18 protein-coding genes are annotated in these 21,868 nt (G+C 63.4%); 13 read left to right on the top strand and 5 right to left on the bottom strand.

Annotated elements, in window-relative coordinates:
- The first annotated feature begins 13 nt into the window (after nucleotides 1-13).
- Nucleotides 14-1,255 carry an exopolysaccharide biosynthesis GT4 family glycosyltransferase EpsE gene (epsE, locus tag AC6JA3_RS10465; protein WP_497920117.1) on the top strand — a complete coding sequence of 414 codons (1,242 nt, stop codon included), beginning with the start codon at nucleotides 14-16 and terminating at the stop codon, nucleotides 1,253-1,255.
- Nucleotides 1,252-2,592, top strand: a complete 1,341-nt coding sequence (locus AC6JA3_RS10460; RefSeq protein WP_497920116.1) for a hypothetical protein — start codon at nucleotides 1,252-1,254, stop codon at nucleotides 2,590-2,592. The genes epsE and AC6JA3_RS10460 overlap by 4 nt, the downstream gene beginning before the upstream one ends.
- Here AC6JA3_RS10460 and AC6JA3_RS10455 read toward each other — a convergent pair whose 3' ends face one another.
- The 3 genes from AC6JA3_RS10455 to rfbB form a co-directional block, all read right to left on the bottom strand.
- Nucleotides 2,593-5,466: a WecB/TagA/CpsF family glycosyltransferase gene (locus AC6JA3_RS10455; protein ID WP_497920115.1), complete on the bottom strand. Its 2,874-nt coding sequence runs from the start codon at nucleotides 5,464-5,466 to the stop codon at nucleotides 2,593-2,595.
- A gap of 246 nt (nucleotides 5,467-5,712) precedes the next feature.
- The gene (locus tag AC6JA3_RS10450) at nucleotides 5,713-7,122 is read right to left on the bottom strand and encodes a sugar nucleotide-binding protein (RefSeq protein ID WP_091551825.1); all 1,410 of its coding nucleotides are present in this window, start codon (nucleotides 7,120-7,122) and stop codon (nucleotides 5,713-5,715) included.
- Between the two features lie 3 nt (nucleotides 7,123-7,125).
- Nucleotides 7,126-8,124, bottom strand: a complete 999-nt coding sequence (gene rfbB / locus AC6JA3_RS10445) for a dTDP-glucose 4,6-dehydratase (protein ID WP_026540691.1) — start codon at nucleotides 8,122-8,124, stop codon at nucleotides 7,126-7,128.
- Nucleotides 8,125-8,177: 53 nt separating this feature from the next.
- Between rfbB and rfbA the strand changes: the two genes are divergently transcribed.
- Nucleotides 8,178-9,044: a glucose-1-phosphate thymidylyltransferase RfbA gene (gene rfbA / locus AC6JA3_RS10440; protein ID WP_026540692.1), complete on the top strand. Its 867-nt coding sequence runs from the start codon at nucleotides 8,178-8,180 to the stop codon at nucleotides 9,042-9,044.
- Between the two features lie 7 nt (nucleotides 9,045-9,051).
- Here the strand turns inward: rfbA and AC6JA3_RS10435 are convergent, their stop codons facing one another.
- Nucleotides 9,052-9,984, bottom strand: coding sequence for an aldo/keto reductase (locus AC6JA3_RS10435; RefSeq protein WP_026540693.1), 933 nt, complete (start codon nucleotides 9,982-9,984; stop codon nucleotides 9,052-9,054).
- A gap of 52 nt (nucleotides 9,985-10,036) precedes the next feature.
- Between AC6JA3_RS10435 and AC6JA3_RS10430 the strand changes: the two genes are divergently transcribed.
- Together AC6JA3_RS10430 and mshC are read left to right on the top strand one after the other, a co-directional pair.
- Nucleotides 10,037-10,870, top strand: a complete 834-nt coding sequence (locus tag AC6JA3_RS10430) for an undecaprenyl-diphosphate phosphatase (RefSeq protein WP_026540694.1) — start codon at nucleotides 10,037-10,039, stop codon at nucleotides 10,868-10,870.
- A gap of 15 nt (nucleotides 10,871-10,885) precedes the next feature.
- Entirely contained in the window at nucleotides 10,886-12,163 is a 1,278-nt protein-coding gene (mshC, locus tag AC6JA3_RS10425) for a cysteine--1-D-myo-inosityl 2-amino-2-deoxy-alpha-D-glucopyranoside ligase (protein ID WP_026540695.1), read from the top strand.
- A gap of 82 nt (nucleotides 12,164-12,245) precedes the next feature.
- On the opposite strand, the gene AC6JA3_RS10420 is transcribed toward mshC, so the two are convergent.
- Entirely contained in the window at nucleotides 12,246-13,151 is a 906-nt protein-coding gene (locus AC6JA3_RS10420; protein ID WP_026540696.1) for a PAC2 family protein, read from the bottom strand.
- A 30-nt stretch (nucleotides 13,152-13,181) separates the two neighbouring features.
- Between AC6JA3_RS10420 and AC6JA3_RS10415 the strand changes: the two genes are divergently transcribed.
- The 8 genes from AC6JA3_RS10415 to prcA all read left to right on the top strand — a co-directional run bounded on the left by AC6JA3_RS10415 (nucleotide 13,182) and on the right by prcA (nucleotide 21,868).
- Complete coding sequence (locus tag AC6JA3_RS10415) at nucleotides 13,182-13,994, top strand: HAD family hydrolase (RefSeq protein ID WP_026540697.1); 813 nt, start codon at nucleotides 13,182-13,184, stop codon at nucleotides 13,992-13,994.
- Complete coding sequence (locus AC6JA3_RS10410; protein ID WP_026540698.1) at nucleotides 13,995-15,158, top strand: site-2 protease family protein; 1,164 nt, start codon at nucleotides 13,995-13,997, stop codon at nucleotides 15,156-15,158.
- Between the two features lie 116 nt (nucleotides 15,159-15,274).
- Nucleotides 15,275-16,369: a tRNA (adenine-N1)-methyltransferase gene (locus tag AC6JA3_RS10405; protein ID WP_026540699.1), complete on the top strand. Its 1,095-nt coding sequence runs from the start codon at nucleotides 15,275-15,277 to the stop codon at nucleotides 16,367-16,369.
- A gap of 97 nt (nucleotides 16,370-16,466) precedes the next feature.
- Nucleotides 16,467-18,275: a proteasome ATPase gene (arc, locus tag AC6JA3_RS10400; RefSeq protein WP_026540700.1), complete on the top strand. Its 1,809-nt coding sequence runs from the start codon at nucleotides 16,467-16,469 to the stop codon at nucleotides 18,273-18,275.
- Entirely contained in the window at nucleotides 18,272-19,945 is a 1,674-nt protein-coding gene (gene dop, locus AC6JA3_RS10395; RefSeq protein WP_026540701.1) for a depupylase/deamidase Dop, read from the top strand. Before arc ends, dop begins: the two co-directional genes overlap by 4 nt.
- Nucleotides 19,946-20,064: 119 nt before the next feature.
- Nucleotides 20,065-20,268 (top strand): ubiquitin-like protein Pup, encoded by a 204-nt coding sequence (locus AC6JA3_RS10390; RefSeq protein ID WP_026540702.1) that lies wholly within the window; start codon nucleotides 20,065-20,067, stop codon nucleotides 20,266-20,268.
- An 81-nt stretch (nucleotides 20,269-20,349) separates the two neighbouring features.
- Nucleotides 20,350-21,159 (top strand): proteasome subunit beta, encoded by an 810-nt coding sequence (gene prcB / locus AC6JA3_RS10385; RefSeq protein WP_026540703.1) that lies wholly within the window; start codon nucleotides 20,350-20,352, stop codon nucleotides 21,157-21,159.
- 1 nt (nucleotide 21,160) lies between these two features.
- Nucleotides 21,161-21,868: a proteasome subunit alpha gene (prcA, locus tag AC6JA3_RS10380; protein WP_026540704.1), complete on the top strand. Its 708-nt coding sequence runs from the start codon at nucleotides 21,161-21,163 to the stop codon at nucleotides 21,866-21,868.

The following is a 21,868-nucleotide window of genomic DNA, read 5'->3' as shown; positions in this document are numbered from 1 at the left end:
GGAAGATGCAGCAATGACCAGATTCGGTTACCTGGTACCGGAATTCCCGGGTCAAACGCACGCATTCTTCTGGCGTGAGCTCAAAGCACTGATCGACCTCGGCCACCAACCGGAGCCCGTTTCCACCCGACGCCCAAAACAGGAGGGCTCCATTCCTCCGTGGGCCGGGAACCACCTACCCGAAATCCACTACCTCACCCCGCCACGCATGGCGGATATCGGGGGCACAGCTACATCCGCCCTCGCCGGACTGGGGCACATGGACGCCCTTGCAGCAGCGTCCGGGCTGTTGCGCCGCACCTCCGGTACCACGGCGAAAATTCCGGACGTCCTTCGAACGGCCGGACTGTTTTGGGCAGGAGCCGCGCTTGCCCGGCACGCACAAGCAAGGGGGTGGTCACACATCCATGTCCATTCCTGCGCCCACGCGGCCCAGGCAGCCCTGTTCGCCCATATGCTCTCCGGAATCACCTACAGCCTGACCCTCCATGGGCCCCTCAGCGACTACGGTCCAAACCAGCATCAGAAATGGACCAACGCCAAGTTCTCCATCGCCATCACTGAGCGGCTGCTGACAGAAGTGCGGCAACAACTGGAAGGCTTCACGCCCCCGGACCTCAGCGTGGCGCCCATGGGTGTGGAACTGTCCACCTTCAGGCGCACCAACCCCTACATTCCCTGGGATGGCATCGGGACGGCACGGCTGTTCTGCTGCGGCCGGCTCAACCCCAGCAAAGGCTACGCGGAACTCCTCGCCGCGGTCCGCATCATCGCCAACACCGGAACAGATGTGGAGTTGACCATCGCCGGAGAGGACGAGCTCGGAGGCAGAGGTTACAGGGGAACAGTGGAGAACATCATCAAGGAACTGGACCTAACCCACCGGGTAAGACTCCTGGGCGCCGTCTCCGAAGCCCGGATCAAGGAAGAGCTCGAGACAGCACATGTCTTCACCCTGGCCAGCCACCAGGAACCCCTGGGCGTGGCCATCATGGAAGCCATGGCCATGGAACTTCCCATAGTGGCAACATCCGCAGGCGGTGTCCCGGACCTGATCACCACCGGACACTCAGGTACTTTGGTGGCCCCGGGAAGCCCGGAGACCCTCGCAGAGGCAATCCTCCACACCCTCCAACACCCCTCATTCTCCACAACCATGGGACAGCGGGCACGGAGAACCCTGGCCGAATCCTTTGACGTCTCCAAGAGCGCCCGCATCCTGGCCGCCCGCATCCAGACGGCAGGGCAACGATGAAGGGCAAAACACTGGGCCTCTTGGCCGGCTCAACGCTCGCCATCGCGGCAGTCAGCCTGATCGCCGTCGTCGGTTCAAGCCCGGCGCCGGGTACCCCGGCGTCCCCGGCTCCTGAAACCTCCAACAGCCGACCCGCCGTCCCGGCTTCCTCCCCGGTCCTGAGGGACGTGGACGGAGGCCCGGACTACTACGGCAAGTTCACCAACAGCCTCCCCACGGACCCTTCCTTCTTTCCTATCGGCGTATGGCTCGAAAGCGTCCTGGATCGAGGCAACACTGCCATGGACGCCGCAGCGGGCCTGAACACCTACGTTGAATTGACAGGGAACTCAGACGTTCAGTTAATCAAGGACGCCGGCATGTACGCGCTGCCCACTTTCGGGCATGAAGCTGCCGCCGGATTCGTCCTCAGCGATGAAGTGGACATGTGGGCCGGACCGGGGGATGCCCGGTGGACAGGAAAATACCCCGGTGAAGGTGCACCGTGTTTCCCTGCCGGCACACCGTGCGGGTACACCATACAAAAGGAACGGCGCGCGACCGCGCCACAGGGCGCCCTGCTCTATTCCAACTACGGCAAGGGCGTCACCTTTTGGGAATCCGACGAGGAAGCGCACGGATTCATCCGGGGAGTCCAGGACGTTGTTTCCGCCGACAACTACTGGTTTACCGATCCCAACATCTGCGGCAAAGGCGAAGGCGGTGCGATCATCGGATACACGAGGGACCTGACCCGTGAGGAATGCCGGCTCGCCGCCAACTACGGCTGGACGATCGACAGACTGCGAAAACTCCAGGACCCCGGCGCCGGAATTCCTGTGTGGGCGTTCGTGGAGAACGGCCACCCGTCAGGGGACGTCCCCAACACCACCACCATCACCGGCCCCGAACTCAGGGCCGCCGTGTGGAGCAGCCTCATCCACGGTGCCAGGGGAATCATCTATTTCAACCACAATTTCGGCGGTGAGTGCGTCACCCAACACGTAATAAGGGACTGCGGCCGGAACATCGTGTCGACGCTGACCGCCGTCAACCACCAAATCACCACACTCGCCCCGGTACTGAACGCCCCCTTCCTCGACGGCGCCACCACCGCAGCAGGTCCGGTGGATGTCACCACCAAACTCCATGGCGGAAAGGTCTACGTGTTCGCCGGGGCCAACAAGAACACCGGCGGTCCGGCAAGCTTCCGCCTCCAATGCGGCGGCAGCACCGCCGTCGTGATTGACGAAAACCGCACCATCCCGGTGGTCGAGGGCACCTTCACCGACACTTTCGCCGACGGCAACGCCGTCCACCTCTACCGCATCGAAGGCGGCGGGAGCTGCGGCTTCTGACTACCGGCTGGTCTCGTCCCGCTCCCAGCCGTGTGCCGCCTTGCGCTCCAACAGCGGACGACGGCGGCCGGCCACGGCGAAGGTACCGTAGACCAGGGCGTCAATCGCCGAAACCGGCCCGGTGATCGAGCCCAGCAGCTCCCGGACAGTCCGGGACGTCGACGCCCCGGCCTCCTGCCCGTCCTGTTCGGCATTGCCACGGTAACCCCGGCGCAGCACAGCCACCAGGGCAGAACGCGTCCGTGGAGTCCTCACCACCACAGGCGCGGCAGGCAGCACAGCCTTCTCCAGCCCACTGAAAAGCCGATCAACGTAGTAGTCATCGCCCGTCAACGCCGGAAAGCTGCCCAGACGCTCATGCCCTACCCTGCCCAGGGCATAAGCCCCCGCACCCCAAAGACCCTGCGCAGTGGAAGGGATCCTCGCCCGCGCCCGGTAGTAGGAACGCACCAAGGGCGACGCTCCGGCCGTCTCATAACGGAAAGCCGGCCGCGCAGCCAGCACCGGACCGCTTTCAAGGGATACCAGGACAGCAGCAACCGCCTCCGTACTGACCTCTATGTCGGCATCAAGGTAAAGGCGGGGCCACAGCCTTGCTTCCTGGTCCGCCGCATTCAACGCAGCCGCTTTTGACGCCGCCTCCACCCGAAGGACCCGGACCCCGGGAAACCCTGCAGCAACGTCCTCCGTCCCATCCGTACACCCGTTGCACGCCACAATGACCTCCACAGTGCCCCAAGCAAGCACCTCCTCCAAGGACCGCAGCGTCCTACCGATAACGGACGCCTCATTGTGGGCAGGAATGATCACCGCCCCGGCAGGCGGAGCCGCCCCGGCAGGCGGAGCCGCCCCGGCAGGCGGAGCCGCCCCGGCAGGCGGAGCCGCCCCGGTAGCCGGAGCCATTCCAGCAAGGGGATCCGTCCCCGCAATGGAGACACCCCTGGTTGCCCGCGGCAACGCCCTCCGCCGCCTGTGGTCGACCAAAGCCAAGGCGGCCTCCCGATGCCCAGGCTTGTGGAACCGGAGAAGCTCCGCAAGCAACGCCACCGCCGTAAACGCGGCCACCGCGCCCCGGCCACCATACTTCGCCGCGTACCGGACACGATTCACCGACATCAACGCCGTCAACTGAGGCGAACTCCCGGAACCCCCACGCTCATGCCACATCCGCGCCAGCGGCTCAAACCAAATCGAACGGCCCGAGTCACGCACCCTCCGGCAATAGTCCGTCTCCTCCGAGTACAGGAAGAACTGCTCATCCCAGCCACCCACCGCCCTGGCAGTATCAGCACTGATCAGCAACGCCGCCCCCGTGGCCCAATCAACGCGGTGCGCATGAAGGTAACTCTCCGAATCAAAGTCCATCTCGGACAACCACCCCGGCCTGCCCTGCACCCGGCCACCCAGGGCCGCGTCACCCAGCGCTCGCAGAAGGCCCGGCTCCCGGCGCAACGACGGGTACACGGTGCCGTCGTCATCCAGCAGGACCGGAACCACCACCCCGGCGTTGGACAGGGCCATCCTTCGACGCAGCGCTGCTACCGCCCCTCGCTCCACCCGCAAGTCCGGGTTGAGGATCAGGTACGCGTCCGCATCTCCGGCTACACGCATGGCGGCATTGATGCCGCCGGCGTACCCGAGGTTTCCTCCGGTAGGCACCGCTACGACGTCCGGATGCAGCTTCACCTCGGCCATGGTGAGGTCATCGGGGGAGTTGTCCGCCACCACAACCCTGATGGACTGTTCCGCCGTTTCTTCCCGTAAGCCGGCAATCAGCGTCGCGACGTCGTCGGCATTGTTGTACGTCACCACCAGTACGGCGACGTCGGCCCTGGCCCCGGCCGGGACGAACAGCCCCGGAGCACGGCTGGGCCCGTCCTCCGGGGTGCCGGGAATTGTCGTTGCACTCAAAGGCGGGACCGTCCCCGGACCTGGCGCTGGCACCGGCACCGCTACTGCCGGTCCGTGCACGGCCGGGACTGGCACTGGCACCGGCACAGCCGCGCTGCTGGACGTGCGCAGCGTGAGGTAAGCCCCCGGTCCTTCCAGAAGGTACCGGCGCGCCAGCCGCCGCGGTTCGAGCATCAGCCGCCATGCCCATTCCAGTGAATGGCTGCTGACCCACGCAGGAGCGCGCATGATCCTGCCGGCCAGGAAATCAACAACCGCACCGAAGGCCAGAAGGACGTTGGCCCCTGTCAGCTGACCATATTCGGCAATCCAGAGCTCCTGCCGGGGCTTTCCCAAGCCAACCACCAGCAGGTCCACGGCCGAGGCAGCGATGTCCGCCGCCAGCTCCCGGGATGCGCTGACGTCATGGAGCACCGGACGCTCCGGGGCCCACCAGCCCGCTACGTGCAAACGGGGCCGTTCCCGGGCAAACCTGTCCCGGATGAGCTCCTGCGCCTGCGGGCTGCCACCAAGGAAACCTACCCGGAGCCCCCGGCGTTCGGCGTCGTCCAGCAAGGGTCCCACCAGATCGCTGCCGGCAAGCCGCGGCCACTGCTTGCCTGTGATCCTGGCCGCCGCTGACACCAAAGGGGCCCCGTCAAGCAATGTCAGCCAGTCCACCAGGGCAGGCTGGTCCAACGTTCCGTTCCACCGGCTCCCTGTACCGAAATGGCGCAGGTGGTCCAGGTTGGCCGAACAAACGCCCAAGGGCTTGGCGCCACCGGCCTGTGCCCGGTCCATGATCAATCCCACGGCGTGTTCGAAGTCCGTCAACTTCACAGGGGCGCCACCCAGGGTGATCCACCGTTCGTCAGGGAGTTCCTCCTGTACCGCCCGGGCTGCGCGGGTCCGAACCCGGCCGGGACCGGCTTTGGAGCCTCGGCCGTGGGGGTTGAACAGCAGCGCACTGCCATTGATCTGCATGGCCGAAGGAGGGTGGGGGAGTGCGACTTGTCGGTGCGCAATCTTTGGCAGCAGCATTCTTGGCTCTCCAGGCTTCCGGGTCCAGCTCAGGACACAACAAATGGGCCGGCGATCCATGCTGCTGCACTGCCTGGATCGCCGCGGACAGCCACGGCTGCCCGTCCAGCGTGTTCACTTGAGTTGTCTCCCGGCCCTGCCTCGGATGGGCTGCCGTAGGGCCACTGTAGGCCCTTTTTGCGGACGCCGCTAGGTTTCCAATCCGTCCAGGTATTCCGCCATGCGCTGCATCGCCGGCGCGGGGTCGAATCCCGTGGCCCGGATCTTGGATAAGTCCAAAACACTGCTTCGGGGCCTTGGGGCTGTACCTGGTCCGGCGTAGTTTGCCGTGCTGACAGGTTTTACCAGCCCGGGATCAGCCCCGATATGCCGGAAAACGTCCCGGGCGAGGCCGGCCCATGATGTCCGTTCGCCGCTGTTGCTGACGTTGTACGTGCCGTAGGGGGCGCCGCTGTCCAGGAGGTGGCGGATCGCTGCAGCAATGTCAGCTGCGAAGCTGAGCCTGCCCCACTGGTCTTCAACCACCGACGGCGACGAACCCTGCGTTGCCAGTGCGGCCATTGTTCGAACAAAGTTTCGACCCTCTCCCACCACCCAGCTGGTCCGCACGATGTAATGCCTGGGTACTGTGGCCGCTGCCAGGTCTCCGGCGGCTTTGCTTTGGCCGTAGACCCCCAGGGGACTGGGGCTTTCGTCCTCCCGGTGCACGTCTGCGGTTCCATCGAAGACGTAGTCGCTGGAGATATGGACCAGCGTCAGTGAATGTTCGACGGCGGTCCTCGCCAAGCGGGCCACCGCAACTGCGTTGGTGGCCCAGGCAGCTGCGCGGCCCTCCGGTGTTTCGGCAGCGTCCACTCCCGTGAAAGCCGCTGCGTTGATGATGGTGGAGTATTCCCGCCAGTCCCTGGCACCATCCGGCTTCCCGGTTACAAGATCGAAGTCCGCGCGGCCCGCGAATTCCACGCTTCCGTCTTCTGCGTACACAGCACGCAGGGCTTTGCCGAGTTGTCCGTCCGCCCCGATGACCAGGGTTCGCCGCGGTTGCATGGGCTTGACGTCCTTCAAGCGGGGGTGTTTTTGGTCCTGGGGCGACAACACGGCCTGGTTGAGGGGAATTGGCCACGGTACCGCCACATGCTCATCGGCGGCATTGAGGAAGGTGTAATGCTTCTGCGCCTCCGCGCTCCAGTGATCGTTGACCAGGTACGCGTACGCCGTGTTGTCCTCCAGCGTTTGGAAAGCATTCCCCACGCCCCGGGGAACATAAATTGCGTCCTTTGCCGTCATCTCGGCGCAGAACATGGTGCCGAATCCGGGTCCTTCCCGCAGGTCCACCCAGGCCCCGAAGATTTTCCCTGTGGCCAACGAAATGAACTTGTCCCACGGTTCGGCGTGGATTCCGCGCGTTGTACCCCGGACGGCGTTGAAGGAGATGTTGTTTTGCACCGGCCCGAAATCCGGAAGCCCCAACTCCAGCATCTTCTCCCGATGCCAGTTTTCCTTGAACCACCCCCGCTCGTCGCCGTGAACCGGCATCTCAAACAGCACCAGCCCGGGAATGGTCGTAGTCCGCGAACGGAGCTGCTGTGAAGGTTCCACGGCTTAGTGGCCCTGGCCGGCGTATTTGGATTCCGTGGAGGCTTTCTGTGGCCGCCACCAGGCTTCGTTTTCCCGGTACCAATCGATGGTGTCAGCCAGACCGGCGTCGAAATCCGAGTAACGGGGCGACCAACCGAGCTCCCTTCGGAGCTTGGTTGAATCAATGGCATAGCGGAGGTCATGTCCGGGGCGGTCGGTCACCAAGTCGTAAGCATCGACGGGCAGCCCCGTGATGGCCAGCAGCTTCTCCACCACTTCCCGGTTGGACCGTTCTCCGTTTGCCCCGATCAGGTAGGTCTCGCCCAAGCGGCCACCTTCAAGAATCGCCATCACGGCGGAGGAATGGTCTTCCACATGGATCCAGTCCCGGACGTTCCGCCCGTTGCCGTAGAGGCGCGGACGGGAGCCTTCAAGGATGTTGGTGATCTGGCGTGGAATGAACTTCTCGACGTGCTGGTAGGGCCCGTAGTTGTTGGAGCAATTGCTGATGGTTGCCTTGAGGCCGAAGGACCTGACCCATGCCCTCACCAGCAGGTCCGAACCCGCTTTCGTGGCAGAGTACGGGCTGGTGGGACGGTAGAGGGATTCCTCGGTGAACCGGGCGGGGTCGTCCAGGGCAAGGTCGCCGTAGACCTCGTCGGTGGAGATGTGATGGAACCGGGTCCCGTACTTTCGTGCGGCCTCGATCAGGGTGAAAGTTCCCAGCAGGTTGGTGTCGATGAAGGGCCGGGGTTCTTCCAGGGAGTTGTCGTTGTGGGATTCTGCGGCAAAGTGCACCACAGCGTCCACGTCGGAAGTCAGCGGCTCCACCGTTGCAGCATCGCAAATGTCGCCGCGAACAAAGGTGAACCGTTCAGGCGGCAAACCGGCCAGGGATCCGGCATTGCCTGCATAGGTCAATTTATCCAAGACCGTGACATGCAGGCCGGTGTGCTCCATGATGTAGTGGACAAAGTTGCATCCGATGAATCCGGCCCCGCCGGTGACAAGGATTCTCTGCATGGCCCTAGAGTAGCCGTCCGCGGCGGGACTGGGCACAGGTGAGGACGGCAGGTTTGCGAGGAATTATTCTTGCAGGTGGAACTGGCTCAAGGCTTCATCCCATCACGCTCGGAATCAGCAAACAGTTGGTTCCGGTGTTCGATAAACCCATGATCTATTACCCCCTGTGCACGCTGATGCTTGCCGGGATCCGGGATGTCCTGATCATCACCACGCCCGGCGATGCCGCCCAATTCCAGCGGCTTTTGGGCGACGGCTCACAGTTCGGCATCAACCTCACGTACGCAGAGCAGCCGACGCCGGACGGGCTGGCCCAGGCGTTCATCCTGGGGGAGGAGCACATCGGGAGCGGCAAAGTGGCCCTCATCCTCGGGGACAACATCTTTAACGGTCCCGGCATGGGCAACCAGTTGCGCCACTACGTGGACGTCGACGGCGGTGCCATCTTTGGCTATTGGGTCAAGGATCCCTCCGCCTACGGCGTGGTGGAGTTCGACGACGACGGCCTGGCGGTATCCATCGAAGAGAAACCGGCCGCGCCCAAAAGCAACTACGCGGTTCCTGGTTTGTACTTCTATGACAACGAGGTAGTCGCCATGGCCAAAGACCTTGAGCCATCGCCCCGGGGGGAACTGGAGATTACGGACATCAACAGGAAGTACATGGAACGTGGCAGGCTGCATGTGCAGAAATTCCCGCGCGGAACCGCATGGCTGGACACCGGGACCTTCAGCGACCTCAACGATGCTTCGAACTACGTCCGCACCACTGAGAACCGGCAGGGGCTGAAGATCGGAGCGCCGGAGGAAGTTGCCTGGCGGATGGGATACCTGAACGACGACGAACTGCGTCAACAAGCCGCCAAGCTGGCCAAGAGCGGGTATGGCAGCTACCTGCTGGATATTCTGGACCGCCGCTAGGAAGCAGCTACGCGGCTGAGACGTCCTCCAGCGCACGTCCAATCTCGGCCGGCAGGGCCGTAAACTGCGCGTTCAGCAGTTCCTTGAGCTGGACGGCGTTCCTCGCGCCGACAACTGCCGTTGCCACACCTGGCCGCGACAACAGCCAGCTCAGGGAAACATCCATCGGAGAGCGCCCCAATCCGCGTGCGGCCATGGCCACCGCTTCCACCACCCGCGAGGCCCTCGGCTCCAGGTACGGCTCCACGTAGGCAGCCAGGCGGTTCTGGGCGGCACGTGAATCTGCTGGTATCTGCCCCCGGTACTTTCCGCTCAGGACGCCCCGGCCCAACGGCGCCCACGCCATGAGGCCCAGTCCGGCGTCCTCCACGGCAGGAATCAGTTCCGATTCAGCCTTGCGCTGGACCAAGGAATACTCCGACTGGTTGGCCACCAGCGTGAAGCCTGCCACGGCAGCGGCTTTTGCGGTCTGCCAGCCGTTGTAGTTGGAAATTCCCACGTAACGGGCACGGCCCGTCCGCTGGGCAAGTTCCAACGCCGAAAGGGTCTCGTCGAGGGGAACGTTGGGGTCCCACTCGTGGGCGAACCAGATGTCGATGTAGTCGGTTCCAAGCCTTGCCAAGCTGGCATCGAGCGCGGAAAGCATGGCCCCGCGCGAGGCGTTGATGCTGCGCCGTGAGTCCGACAACGACACGCCGGCTTTGGTGGAGATGACCAGCTCGGAGCGGGCCACGACATCGCCCAGCATGGAACCGAGCATGGCCTCGGCCTGGCCCTGCGCATAGGAGGCCGCCGTATCAACCACCGTGCCGCCGGCAGCGACGAATGCTTGCAGGACTTCGGCAGCGTCCTGCTCGTCGGTCTCTTGTGCCCAGGACATGGTTCCGAGGGACAAGGCGGACACGCGGAACCCACTGTTCCCGACATAACGCTGCTGCATAGCTGCTAGCTTACGGGGAGTTCCCAGTCTTCATGACGTAGGGTCTATTCACGTGAACTGGATTGAAGCTGCCTTGCTGGGCCTGGTGCAGGGCCTTACCGAATTCCTCCCGATCTCTTCGAGCGCACACCTGCGGATCGTCGGCTCGTTCCTCCCGAACGCCTCCGATCCCGGTGCCGCGTTTACTGCCATCACGCAGCTGGGAACAGAGACAGCCGTGATCGTCTACTTCTGGCGCGACATCGTCAGGATCATCCGCGCCTGGTTCGGGTCCCTGACAGGCAAAGTGGAGCGCAACAATCCCGATGCCCGCATGGGATGGCTCGTCATCCTTGGCAGCCTTCCGATCATCGTCCTGGGCCTGCTGTTCCAGGACCAGATCGAGTCGGTGCTTCGGAGCATGTGGATCGTCGCCACCATGCTGATCGTTTTCGGCATGATCCTCGCCGTTGCGGACGCGATCGGACGGCAGGAGAGGGATCTCACACAGCTGACCTACAAGCACGGCATCCTGTACGGTTTCGCCCAGGCCATGGCTTTGATTCCCGGAGTCTCCCGCTCCGGCGGAACCATCACGGCCGGACTGCTGATGGGCTACACCCGTGAGGCCGCTGCGCGGTATTCGTTCCTGCTCGCCATCCCGGCAGTATTCGGCAGTGGCCTGTACCAGCTGTACAAGACGGTTTCCCACGATGGACTGGCCGGTCCGTATGGCCTGGCAGAGACTGCAATGGCCACCGTCATCGCCTTCGTGGTGGGCTACATCATCATTGGATGGTTCCTGAAGTTCGTCTCCACCCGCAGCTACCGGTTGTTCGTCTGGTACCGGATTCTGCTGGGACTGGCGTTGTATGTCCTCCTCTATTTCGGTGTCATCAGTGCCTAGCACTAAGGTTGAGTAGTGAAATCGTGGACCTCCCGCCCTGTTCCTGAGCTGCCCGGCAGCATGCCGCAACTACGCCTGTTCGACACAGCCCTTGGCCGTGTAGTGGAGGTTGAGCGGCAACCCGAACAGTCCATGTACGTCTGCGGCATCACGCCGTACGACGCAACCCATATGGGCCATGCAGCAAGTTACGTGGCCTTCGACCTCCTGAACCGGGCCTGGCGCGACGCTGGCCTGCGCGTCTCCTACGTCCAAAATGTCACGGACATCGATGACCCCCTGCTCGAGCGCGCCACCGCCACGGGCGTGGACTGGCGCGAATTGGCCCAGAGCCAGATCGAGCTGTTCCAGACCGACATGGGCGCACTGAACGTGCTGGCACCTAACCACTACATCGGCGCCGTCGAGGCCATCCCGGACATCGTGCCGGCCATCGAGCGCCTTATTGCGGACGGCGTTGCCTACCGGGTGCCCGGTACCGACGGCGAACCTGACGGCGATGTCTATTACGACGTCGAAATGGCCGGCAAGCGCTCGGACGCAACAGACGCCTGGACACTGGGGGATGTCTCCGGACTCGGTGAGGCAGAGATGCTGGCGCTCTTCGCCGAACGCGGCGGAGACCCGGCACGGCCCGGAAAACGCCATGCACTTGATCCGCTGCTCTGGCGTGCCGCCCGTGACGGTGAACCCAGCTGGCCCGGCGCAACGCTCGGAGACGGACGGCCTGGCTGGCACATTGAATGTACGGTCATCGCGCAGAAATACCTCCCCGCACCCTTCACCGTCCAAGGTGGGGGCTCGGACCTCGTCTTCCCGCACCACGAAATGGGAGCCGGCCACGCCTACTCCCTGTCCGGAGTGCCGTTGGCGCAGCACTATTCCCACGCGGGCATGGTGGGCCTGGACGGAGAAAAAATGAGCAAGTCCAAGGGCAACCTTGTCCTTGTCTCCAAGCTCCGCGCCGCCGGTGAAGAACCAGCAGCCATCCGTCTGGCCATCCTGGCCAACCATTACCGCTCGGACTGGTCATGGACCGAGGAAGAGTTCGCCGCAGCGAAGAAGCGGCTGGCGCGGTGGCGTGATGCCGCCGGGCATGCCCCTGCAGGTTCCGCAGGACCTCTGGTGACCGCCATGCGCAGCGAGCTGGCCAACGACCTCAACGCCCCGGGAGCCATTGCCGCGATCGACGAGTGGGCCGATGTCACGCTCCGGGCCAACGCCACAGCTTCGGAACAGGACAGTGCCCTGATCTCAGACGCAATCAACGCATTGCTGGGCGTGGAACTCTAAGCCCTCAAGCCCAAGCAAACGGCAGCGGCCCCGAGAAACCGCCATGCTGCGGGGCCGCTGCCGTTCTTGTGTCCGTGCCGCCTCAGGGGCGGTCTTTGCCGCGTCGCTTGAGGTACCTCTCGAACTCCCGGGCAATGGATTCGCCGGAAGCTTCGGGGAGGTCGGCGGTGTCCTTGGCTTCTTCCAACTGCCGCACGTAAGCGGCGATCTCCGGGTCTTCGGTAGCAAGTTCGTCCACGCCGCGCTCCCAGGCTTCCGATTCCTCGGCAAGGGCCTGGCTGTCCAGGGGGACCTGCAGGAGGTCCTCCACCTTGTGCAGGATGGCAAGCTGGGCTTTTGGCGACGGCGGCTGGGCCACATAGTGGGGGACCGCCGCCCAGAGGGAAACGGTGGGAAGTCCGGCCAGCATGGCAAACTCAGCGAGCACACCTACGATGCCCACCGGCCCTTCGTATTGCGAGGCCTCCAGGTTCAGCCGTTCCCGCAGGGAACTGTCCTCCGTGGTGGTACTGACCGGGATCGGGCGGCTATGGGGAACATCTGCCAGCAACGCGCCAATCAGGATGACCGAATCAACCTTGAGCGCTTCGGCATGAACCAGCAGTTCGGTGGTGTAGGCACGCCATCGGTAGGAAGGCTCGGTACCCAGGACGAAGACCACGTCCACGTTGCTGTCCGGTACGGCTGCTTTGTAGATCCGGGTCGATGGCCATTTGACCTTGCGCGCTCCGGAGGATGTGCGCCGCACGGTGGGCCGGGTGAACTGGAAGTCGTAATATTCCTCGGCGTCCACTGTGCCGACCTTCTTGCCGTCCCACAGTTTGTTCAAGTAGTGCAGCGCATCACTTGCGGCCTCGCCTGCATCGTTCCAGCCCTCAAAGGCGGCAAGCATTACAGTGACGCGCTGGCCTTCCGCAGGTTCCTTGAGGAAACGCTCGGGCTCCGCGGTGATGTCCTGTCCTTCGGGTGTCCCGTCCACACTGTTCATCCACTCACCCTACGTCCAAGACCCTCGTGGATGCATGGCATTGGGCACCGGTGCGTGTCCCTTATTCGCCCACAGCGCAATGCACGCGCGGGCGTCCGCCAGGTTCCACGTAGACTTGAAACCATGCATTCGTTACCCAGCCAGCCCCTCCTCAAAGCCGTGCTCTGGGATATGGATGGCACACTGGTCGATACCGAACCCTATTGGATCGCGGCCGAGCGTGCGCTGGTGGAGTCCCATGGCGGAAGCTGGTCCCACCAGCAGGCCATGCAATTGGTGGGACAGTCCCTGCTTCACTCCGCTGCTGTCCTTCAGGCCGCCGGCGTCGAGCTTGAGGCCCGTGAGATCGTGGATACTTTGAGCGCACAGGTGATCGCGCAGGTTCGCAAAGAGGTTCCTTGGCGGCCCGGGGCCCGTGAACTGCTCGATGATCTCCACCAGGCCGGTATTCGCTGCGCCTTGGTGACCATGTCAGAAGGCCCGTTGGCCGGCGTGGTGGTGGAGAGCCTTCCCAAGCCCTACTTCGAGTTCATGGTTACCGGCGATACCGTTGCCAATGGAAAACCGCACCCTGAGGCCTACCTCACGGGGGTGGAACGCCTGCGCCTTGATGATCCGGACCTGACGATCCACCACTGCGTCGCACTCGAGGATTCCGTTCCGGGCGCCACCGCGGCGATCGCCTCCGGTGTTGTCACCGTCGGCATTCCACACCAGGTGCCGCTGCCGGAGGATTCCCGCATGGTTGCCTGGGACACCCTGGTGGGACGGACCCCAGCCGATCTGCAGCAACTCGTCGAAGACCGTTTCGCTGCAGCGAACCAGCTTGAAGGGGCCAACTAGGTGACCAGCTCCGCCACACCGCACCATGCAACCACCAAGAAAGACGGCATCCCCCTCGGGAAGATCGCGGGGATTCCCGTCTACCTGGCGTATTCATGGTTCGTCATCGCCGGCTTCACGGTCATCGTCTACGGACCCGCGCTGCTGGTACGGATGCCGGACCTCGGCGTAGGGGCCTATTTTGTTGCCCTGGGTTACGCACTGCTCCTCGCGGTCTCCGTCCTGGTCCATGAATTGGCACATGCCCTCAGCGCCAAGGTCTTCAAATGGCCTACCGAAAAGATTGTGCTGAACCTTTGGGGCGGCCACACACAGTTTGAGAACTTCACTGCATCTCCGGGACGGTCCGTGGTGGTGGCGTTGGCGGGGCCGGCGTCCAACTTCGTTTTGGCGGCAGGGATGTGGGCAGTACTGTCCACCGGCGCCCTGAACGGCGTCTCTGACATCCTCGCGAATATCCTGATGTGGGCCAACCTCCTGATCGGGCTGTTCAACATCCTCCCCGGATTGCCGTTGGATGGCGGGCGACTGGTGGAGTCGGCCGTGTGGAAAGCTACCGGCGACCAGGACAAGGGCACCATCGCTGCCGGCTGGTCCGGCCGGATCATCGTGGCCGCCCTGGTCATCTGGTTCATCGGCCTTCCCCTCATCAGCGGCTCACCCCTGGACATCAACCTCATGTTGATCACCGTCCTCGTCTGCGGTTTCCTATGGATGGGCGCCTCAAGCTCCATCCATCACGCGAAGCTCCGCAGCCGCCTCTACCTTGTAAGTGCTGCGGGCCTGGCGGAGCGCGCCGTCGGCGTGCCGAACTCGGCCACCGTGGCCGACGTCCTGGACATATCACCGGCCGGAAGTCCCGCCGTCGTAATTTGCGGACCTGATGGCAAACCGCAGGGCGTTGTCGACTTCGGCGCAGCGGCGGCAGTGCCTCCCCAATCAACGACGACGACGCCCGTCACCGCAGTGGCCCATGCCCTGGGCGCCGGCGCATATGTCCCGGAATGGTCCAAGGGCCAGGAACTGATCCAGTACTTGGCACGGCTGGAGGGCGGCGAATACGCTGTGGTGGACCACAACGGAATCGTCACCGGCCTTCTGCGCCAGCAGGCAGTAGTGACAGCCATAACAGGTAAGGAAGCCCGCCGCAGCGGGCGCGCCTGACATCCTTGCCGGTAGAGTTGCATGCCGGCGGTTTTACCGAAGAACCCAGTGAATTTTTGGCGCCCAACCGCCAGCATGATGTTGCGGCCCGGCCGTACAGGAGCGAGGAACAGTACATGAGCAGCGAAACCGCCGCCCCCGAAGCCAACGCAGGCAACGACGAGGCAACCGCCGACCAGGCAGCCGCCAGCCAGGCAGTCCCCGGCCAGGCCCCGCAGCCCACGGGTGCCGCACGTCGGCGCGGGCCTTTCCGCGTAGGCGAGCGTGTCCAGCTCACTGACGAACGTGGCCGCATGAACACCATCTCCCTCGAAGTGGGCGGTGCCTTCCATACCCACCGGGGCTTCCTCAACCATGACGAAATCATCGGCAAGGTCGATGGTTCCGTGGTCAGCAACAACGTTGGCCAGCAGTACCAGACCCTCCGGCCCCTGCTCTCGGACTTCGTCTTGTCCATGCCCCGGGGCGCCGCAGTGGTCTACCCGAAGGACGCCGCCCAGATCGTCACCATGGCTGACATCTTCCCGGGCGCACGCGTAGTCGAGGCCGGCGTCGGCTCCGGTGCCCTCTCCATCTCGCTCCTGCGGGCAGTCGGCGACAACGGCTACCTCCATTCCTTTGAGCGTCGTGAAGAATTCGCGGACATCGCCCGCGGCAACGTGGAGACCATCTTCGGTGGACCGCACCCTGCGTGGCAGATTTCCTTGGGTGACTTCCAGGAAGAAGTGGTCAAGGCCGAGGCCCCCGGCTCCGTGGACCGCGTGGTCCTGGACATGTTGGCTCCATGGGAGTGCCTTGATGCCGTGGCTACGGTCCTGGCTCCCGGCGGCGTCTGGATCAACTATGTGGCAACCGTCACCCAGTTGTCCCGCACAGCGGAAGCCATCCGCGCTGATGGACGCTTTACCGAGCCTGACGCATGGGAGTCGATGGTGCGCGGTTGGCACCTCGAAGGCCTGGCGGTCCGGCCGGACCACCGCATGGTGGCCCACACAGGCTTCCTCCTGGTGACCCGCCGGCTTGCCGAGGGCGTGACCGGAATTTCCGTCAAGCGCCGCCCGTCCAAGACCGAGTTCAGCGAAGAGGACCTCAACGCATGGACACCGGCCGCTGTGGGGGAGAGGTCCGTTTCGGACAAGAAACTCCGCCGGGCCGCCCGCGACGCCATTGCCGGGACCAACGTCCAGGATGATCCCGCAGTCACAAACTGACAAAGGTCACAATAGGGTTCGCATTCCGGATGTCACCCAGCACCCTGAGCTTTTCGGGACTAAGGTCTTCTTAAGCGCAGGAAGGGGCTGATGAATCGTGGATACGTCAAACAACGACCTTGGACGGCCGACGCCGGAAGAAGCACACGCCGCAGCGGAAGAAGCAGCAAGCCGGAGGCTTGCAGCTGTCCAACCGCCCGAGCCCTCGAGCGACCTGACTGTTGCCGAACGGCAGATCAATATCCTCCGGGACAAGCTTCGCCACATTGACCGCCAGCTGGCAGCCGCGACCCAGAACAACAGCAAGCTTGTGAGCATGCTGGAGACGGCGAAGGCCGAGATCCTCCGTTTGAAGGGTGCACTGGAGCAAGAGGGCCAGCCGCCTTACAGTTTCGGGACCGTGGTGCAGATCAATCCGCGGAAGCAGCCAACAGCCGGCAGTTCCAGCCAGGCCGCCACGGAGGAGTCCGTGGACATCTTCAACGCCGGCCGGAAGATGCGGGTGGGCGTCAGCCCGCTGGTGAACGTAAACCAGCTTGCCGTTGGGCAGGAGGTCCTCCTGAACGAGGCCCTGCTGGTGGTGGCGGGCCTTGGCTACGAACGGGCCGGCGAGCTGGTAACGCTGAAGGAAATGCTTGGCAAGGACCGCGCCTTGGTGGTAGGCCGCGCCGACGAAGAACGTGTGGTCCGGCTCTCGGGGGCACTGCAGAGTGTCCACCTGAAAGTCGGGGATGCCCTCTCCCTGGATTCACGGACCGGCTATGCGTTGGAAAAGGTGCCTCGGGCAGAGGTGGAGAACCTCGTCCTCGAAGAGGTACCGGACATCACGTACCAGGACATCGGCGGCCTGGGCCCGCAGATTGAACAGATCCGCGATGCCGTGGAATTGCCGTTCCTTCATCCGGACCTCTACCGGGAGCATGGCCTGAAAGCACCCAAGGGTATCCTGCTTTACGGCCCTCCGGGCTGCGGCAAGACACTTATTGCCAAAGCTGTGGCCAACTCGCTCGCTGCACGCGCTGCAGAGCGCGCCGGCAATACCGACCTGAAGAGTTACTTCCTGAACATCAAGGGCCCGGAGCTGCTGGACAAGTACGTAGGCGAGACAGAGCGCCACATCCGGCTGATCTTCTCCCGCGCACGGGAAAAGGCGTCCGACGGCAGCCCCGTGGTGGTCTTCTTTGATGAGATGGATTCGCTGTTCCGCACCCGCGGCACCGGCGTTTCCTCCGACGTCGAAACCACCATTGTTCCCCAGCTGCTCAGCGAGATCGATGGCGTTGAGCGCTTGGACAACGTCATTGTCATTGGCGCCTCCAACCGTGAAGACATGATCGATCCCGCCATCCTCCGGCCGGGCCGCCTGGACGTAAAGGTCAAGATCCAGCGCCCCGATGCCGAGGCCGCTGCGGACATCTTCGGCAAGTACATCACTACCGACCTGCCATTCCATGCCCAGGACCTGGCCGAGTACGGCGGAGACGTGCAAGCCACCGTCGACGCCATGGTCCAGCGCACGGTGGAAGCCATGTACTCCACCGAAAAGTCCAATGAGTACCTTGAGGTCACGTACGCAAACGGCGACACGGAAATGCTCTACTTCAAAGACTTCAACTCCGGGGCCGTAGTGCAGAACGTGGTGGACCGTGCCAAAAAGTACGCCATCAAGGACCTCCTGACCAACAACCAGAAGGGGCTCCGGATCGAGCACTTGCTGCGGGCAGTGGTGGATGAGTTCCGCGAGCACGAGGACATGCCCAACACCACCAACCCGGACGACTGGGCACGGATCTCGGGCAAGAAGGGCGAACGGATCACCTACATCCGCACCATCGTCCAAGGCAAGGCAGGACAGGAACCGGGCAAGTCCATTGAAACCACCCCCAACACGGGCCAGTACCTATGACGGCAAGACCGGACGGTACGCCTGCAGAGAAGTTGCCCGCCGGCGGTGCCATGCGCGTCATGGGCTCGGAAACTGAATACGGCATCCATGCACCGTCCGCCCCCGGGGCGAACGCCACCATGATGTCTGCCAGGATCATTCAGGCGTACGCCACGGTTACCCGGCAACGGGCTGCCGGCGGCGCCGAAACGCGCTGGGACTATACGGACGAAGAACCTTTGCACGACGCCCGTGGCTGGACCCTGGACAGGGCTGCCGCGGACCCCAGCCAACTCACGGACCAGCCACCAGTGCTCGACGCCGAGGCCGTCGCGTTGGCCTATGGCCGCCAGGAGTTGGAACTCGATGGTGCGGACGAGTCCGGTTCCCTCTTGATGAACATGGTCCTTGGTAACGGGGCACGCCTTTACGTGGACCACGCGCACCCTGAGTATTCCAGCCCTGAGGTCACCAACCCGCGTGACGCTGTGGCTTGGGATGCCGCAGGGGATTTGGTTGCCTTGGCCACCGTGCGCAAAGTGGCAGCTGATGCCGGCCTGCCTCCCATCAACCTCTACAAGAACAACACGGACAACAAGTCTGTGTCCTATGGTTCACATGAGAACTACCTCATGCCGCGTTCGGTGCCTTTCGGCGACATCATCCGTGGCCTGACTCCGTTCTTTGTCTCCCGCCAGGTGGTCTGCGGGGCCGGACGGGTTGGACTGGGGCAAGACAGTTCCACCCCCGGTTACCAGATCAGCCAGAGGGCCGACTTCTTCGAGGCGGAAGTGGGCCTGGAAACCACCATCCGGCGCCCGATCATCAACACCCGCGATGAGCCGCACGCGACAGCCGACAAGTACCGGCGGCTCCACGTCATCATTGGCGACGCCAACCTCAGCCAGGCCTCCAATTACCTCAAGTTCGGTACCACGGCTATGGTCCTTAGCCTCGTGGAGGCAGGCCAGGCTCCAAAAATTGAGGTTCATGAGCCTGTCCAGGCGCTTCAGGCCATCAGCCACGACACCACTCTGGCAGCCACTGTCAGGTTGCTCGATGGCCGCAGGGTCACAGCACTGGACATCCAATGGATGTACTACGAGGCAGCCGCGAAACTTTCCCAGGAAACGGGAGTGGCGGATTCCGTCACGGGAGACGGCCACACCCACGACGTCCTTGCACGCTGGGAATCGACGCTGACAACGCTGGGCACTGATCTTGGTGTGGCCGCTTCCTCCGTGGAATGGGTAGCCAAGAAATCGCTCCTGGAGGGATACCGGAACCGCGACGGACTGGCGTGGAACGACGCCCGCCTGGGCTTGGTTGATCTCCAGTGGTCTGACATCCGGCCGGAGAAGGGCCTCTACTACAGGCTGCTGTCCAAGGACCGCATGACGCGCATCGTCGACGACGCCGACATCGCCCGGGCGGTCACCGAACCGCCGTCGGACACCCGCGCCTACTTCCGCGGCCGGTGTGTTTCCAAGTTCGCCAAGGACGTGGTCGGGGCAAGTTGGGACTCGGTCATTTTTGATGTTCCGGGCCTGGGCAAGCTGCAAAGGGTCCCCACGCGTGAACCCCTGCGTGGCACTGAGGCACTGACCGGTGCCCTGTTTGAGCGGCACCATGAAGCCGGCGCATTCCTGTCCGAATTAATGGGCCGGAATACTCCGCCGGCGAAGAGTTGAGGACGCCCCGCCACGGGAGGATCCTGGCCTGGTCAAAGCCATACGCAGCAGCCCGCAGCGTGGCAATATGGCAGTAGGAAGTCTCCACCATCAGGAGACTGACAGTAGGGAGAAAGAAAATGGCAGCACAGGAGCAGCAACAACCGCAGTCCCGGGACACCGAAACCGAGGTGGATGTCCCCGAGGCCCCGCCCGCGGCACCAGCGGCCCAGGCGTCGGATGCGACCCAGGGCGTGGATGACCTCCTCGACGAAATCGACGGCGTTCTTGAGTCGAACGCTGAAGAGTTCGTCAGGGCGTTTGTCCAAAAGGGTGGCCAGTAACAGGACCCCCGTTACAGGATGTACTGCCCGGCAGGCGTGAGGCCGCCGGGCATCGGAACGCAGAGTCGAAGGAGTGCAGCAATGCAGGACCCGTCAACCGGCCCCCTGGCCAACCAGGCAACATCTTCTTTCACGGAGCATCTCCAACGCTCGCGCCCCGAACTCCTGCCGTTCAACCAATCCTTGCCGGCCGGGACCATACCTGCCTCTCCGCATGCCACCACGATCGTCGCTTTGACCTATGCCGGCGGTGTGCTGATGGCGGGGGATCGTCGCGCCACCATGGGCAACATCATCGCCAGCAGGCATATCGAAAAAGTGTTCCCGGCGGATGAGTACTCCGTCCTGGGAATTGCCGGAACAGCTGGTCTTGCCATTGACATCACCCGGCTTTTCCAAGTTGAACTGGAGCACTACGAAAAAATCGAGGGCACGTTGCTTAGCCTCGTAGGCAAGGCCAACCGCCTCGGTGCCATGATCCGGGGAAACCTGCCCATGGCCATGCAGGGGATGGCGGTCATTCCATTGTTTGCAGGTTTTGACCAGGTCTCAGGGGTCGGCAGGCTGTTCTCCTATGACGTCACGGGTGGCCGCTACGAAGAGCAGGAACACCACTCCGTGGGTTCAGGTTCAGTGTTTGCCCGTGGAGCGCTGAAGAAGTTGTGGAAGCCAAACCTTTCCGAAGAAGCGGCCGTAGCTGTGGCCGTCGAGGCCCTGTACGACGCCGCCGACGACGACTCAGCTACTGGCGGGCCTGATCCTGTCCGCCAACTCTGGCCTGTGGTCTACACCGTCAACCGTGCCGGAAACCGCCGGGTTCCGGAACGGGATCTCGCCGCCATCGCGGGGGAGATTGTCGAATCCCGCGCCATCGCTGGACGGGAGGCCTGAGATGACCCAGCAGTTCTATGTTTCACCTGAGCAACTCATGAAGGACCGTGCGGATTTTGCACGGAAAGGCATCGCACGGGGCCGCTCGGTAGTGGTGATCAGTTGCGCTGACGGCATTGCGCTCATCGCAGAGAATCCCTCGCCATCACTGCACAAGATTGGTGAGATCTACGACAAAATCGCGTTCGCCGCGGTGGGTAAGTACAACGAGTTCGAGAGCCTTCGGCAGGCCGGCGTGCGGTACGCCGATGTCAGGGGTTACTCCTACGACCGGGAAGACGTCACCGCCCGCGGCCTGGCGAGTGTTTACGCCCAGAGTTTGGGAGCTGTATTCACCGCCGAACAGAAGCCGTTTGAAGTGGAACTCGCTGTGGCCGAGGTAGGTTTGGCGCAGGAGCAGGACCATCTTTACCGGTTGACCTTTGACGGTTCCATCGCCGATGAGAACGGCTTCGTGGTCATGGGCGGTCTTGCCGATCAAATTTCCGACGTCGTCAGTGGTGCGTGGGAGCCCGACCTCAGCCTTGCCGGAGCCATGCGTTTGGCCCTGCGTGCCCTTTCCACGGACAAGGACGCTGACGCCCTTCCGTCCACCGCCGTCGAAGCTGCGGTCCTGTACCGTGCCTCCGAAAGCCACCGCGGCTCCCGGAGGGCGTTCCGCAGGCTGTTGCCGGAGGACATGACCCGGTTGCTCACAGAGGAGTCTTGA

The organism is Arthrobacter sp. TmtSoilC79 (genome assembly GCF_059739405.1).
This window is presented reverse-complemented; position numbering and strand designations above follow the sequence as displayed.

What these genes read in the sequence shown, in the direction of transcription:
- dop (WP_026540701.1), top strand. Translation starts at nt 18,272, where the DNA reads ATGACGGCAAGACCGGACGGTACGCCTGCAGAGAAGTTGCCCGCCGGC.
- AC6JA3_RS10460 (WP_497920116.1), top strand. Translation starts at nt 1,252, where the DNA reads ATGAAGGGCAAAACACTGGGCCTCTTGGCCGGCTCAACGCTCGCCATC.
- epsE (WP_497920117.1), top strand. Translation starts at nt 14, where the DNA reads ATGACCAGATTCGGTTACCTGGTACCGGAATTCCCGGGTCAAACGCAC.
- prcB (WP_026540703.1), top strand. Translation starts at nt 20,350, where the DNA reads ATGCAGGACCCGTCAACCGGCCCCCTGGCCAACCAGGCAACATCTTCT.
- AC6JA3_RS10390 (WP_026540702.1), top strand. Translation starts at nt 20,065, where the DNA reads ATGGCAGCACAGGAGCAGCAACAACCGCAGTCCCGGGACACCGAAACC.
- AC6JA3_RS10455 (WP_497920115.1), bottom strand. Translation starts at nt 5,466, where the DNA reads ATGCAGATCAATGGCAGTGCGCTGCTGTTCAACCCCCACGGCCGAGGC.
- AC6JA3_RS10415 (WP_026540697.1), top strand. Translation starts at nt 13,182, where the DNA reads ATGCATGGCATTGGGCACCGGTGCGTGTCCCTTATTCGCCCACAGCGC.
- AC6JA3_RS10420 (WP_026540696.1), bottom strand. Translation starts at nt 13,151, where the DNA reads ATGAACAGTGTGGACGGGACACCCGAAGGACAGGACATCACCGCGGAG.
- rfbB (WP_026540691.1), bottom strand. Translation starts at nt 8,124, where the DNA reads ATGCAGAGAATCCTTGTCACCGGCGGGGCCGGATTCATCGGATGCAAC.
- AC6JA3_RS10435 (WP_026540693.1), bottom strand. Translation starts at nt 9,984, where the DNA reads ATGCAGCAGCGTTATGTCGGGAACAGTGGGTTCCGCGTGTCCGCCTTG.
- AC6JA3_RS10405 (WP_026540699.1), top strand. Translation starts at nt 15,275, where the DNA reads ATGAGCAGCGAAACCGCCGCCCCCGAAGCCAACGCAGGCAACGACGAG.
- prcA (WP_026540704.1), top strand. Translation starts at nt 21,161, where the DNA reads ATGACCCAGCAGTTCTATGTTTCACCTGAGCAACTCATGAAGGACCGT.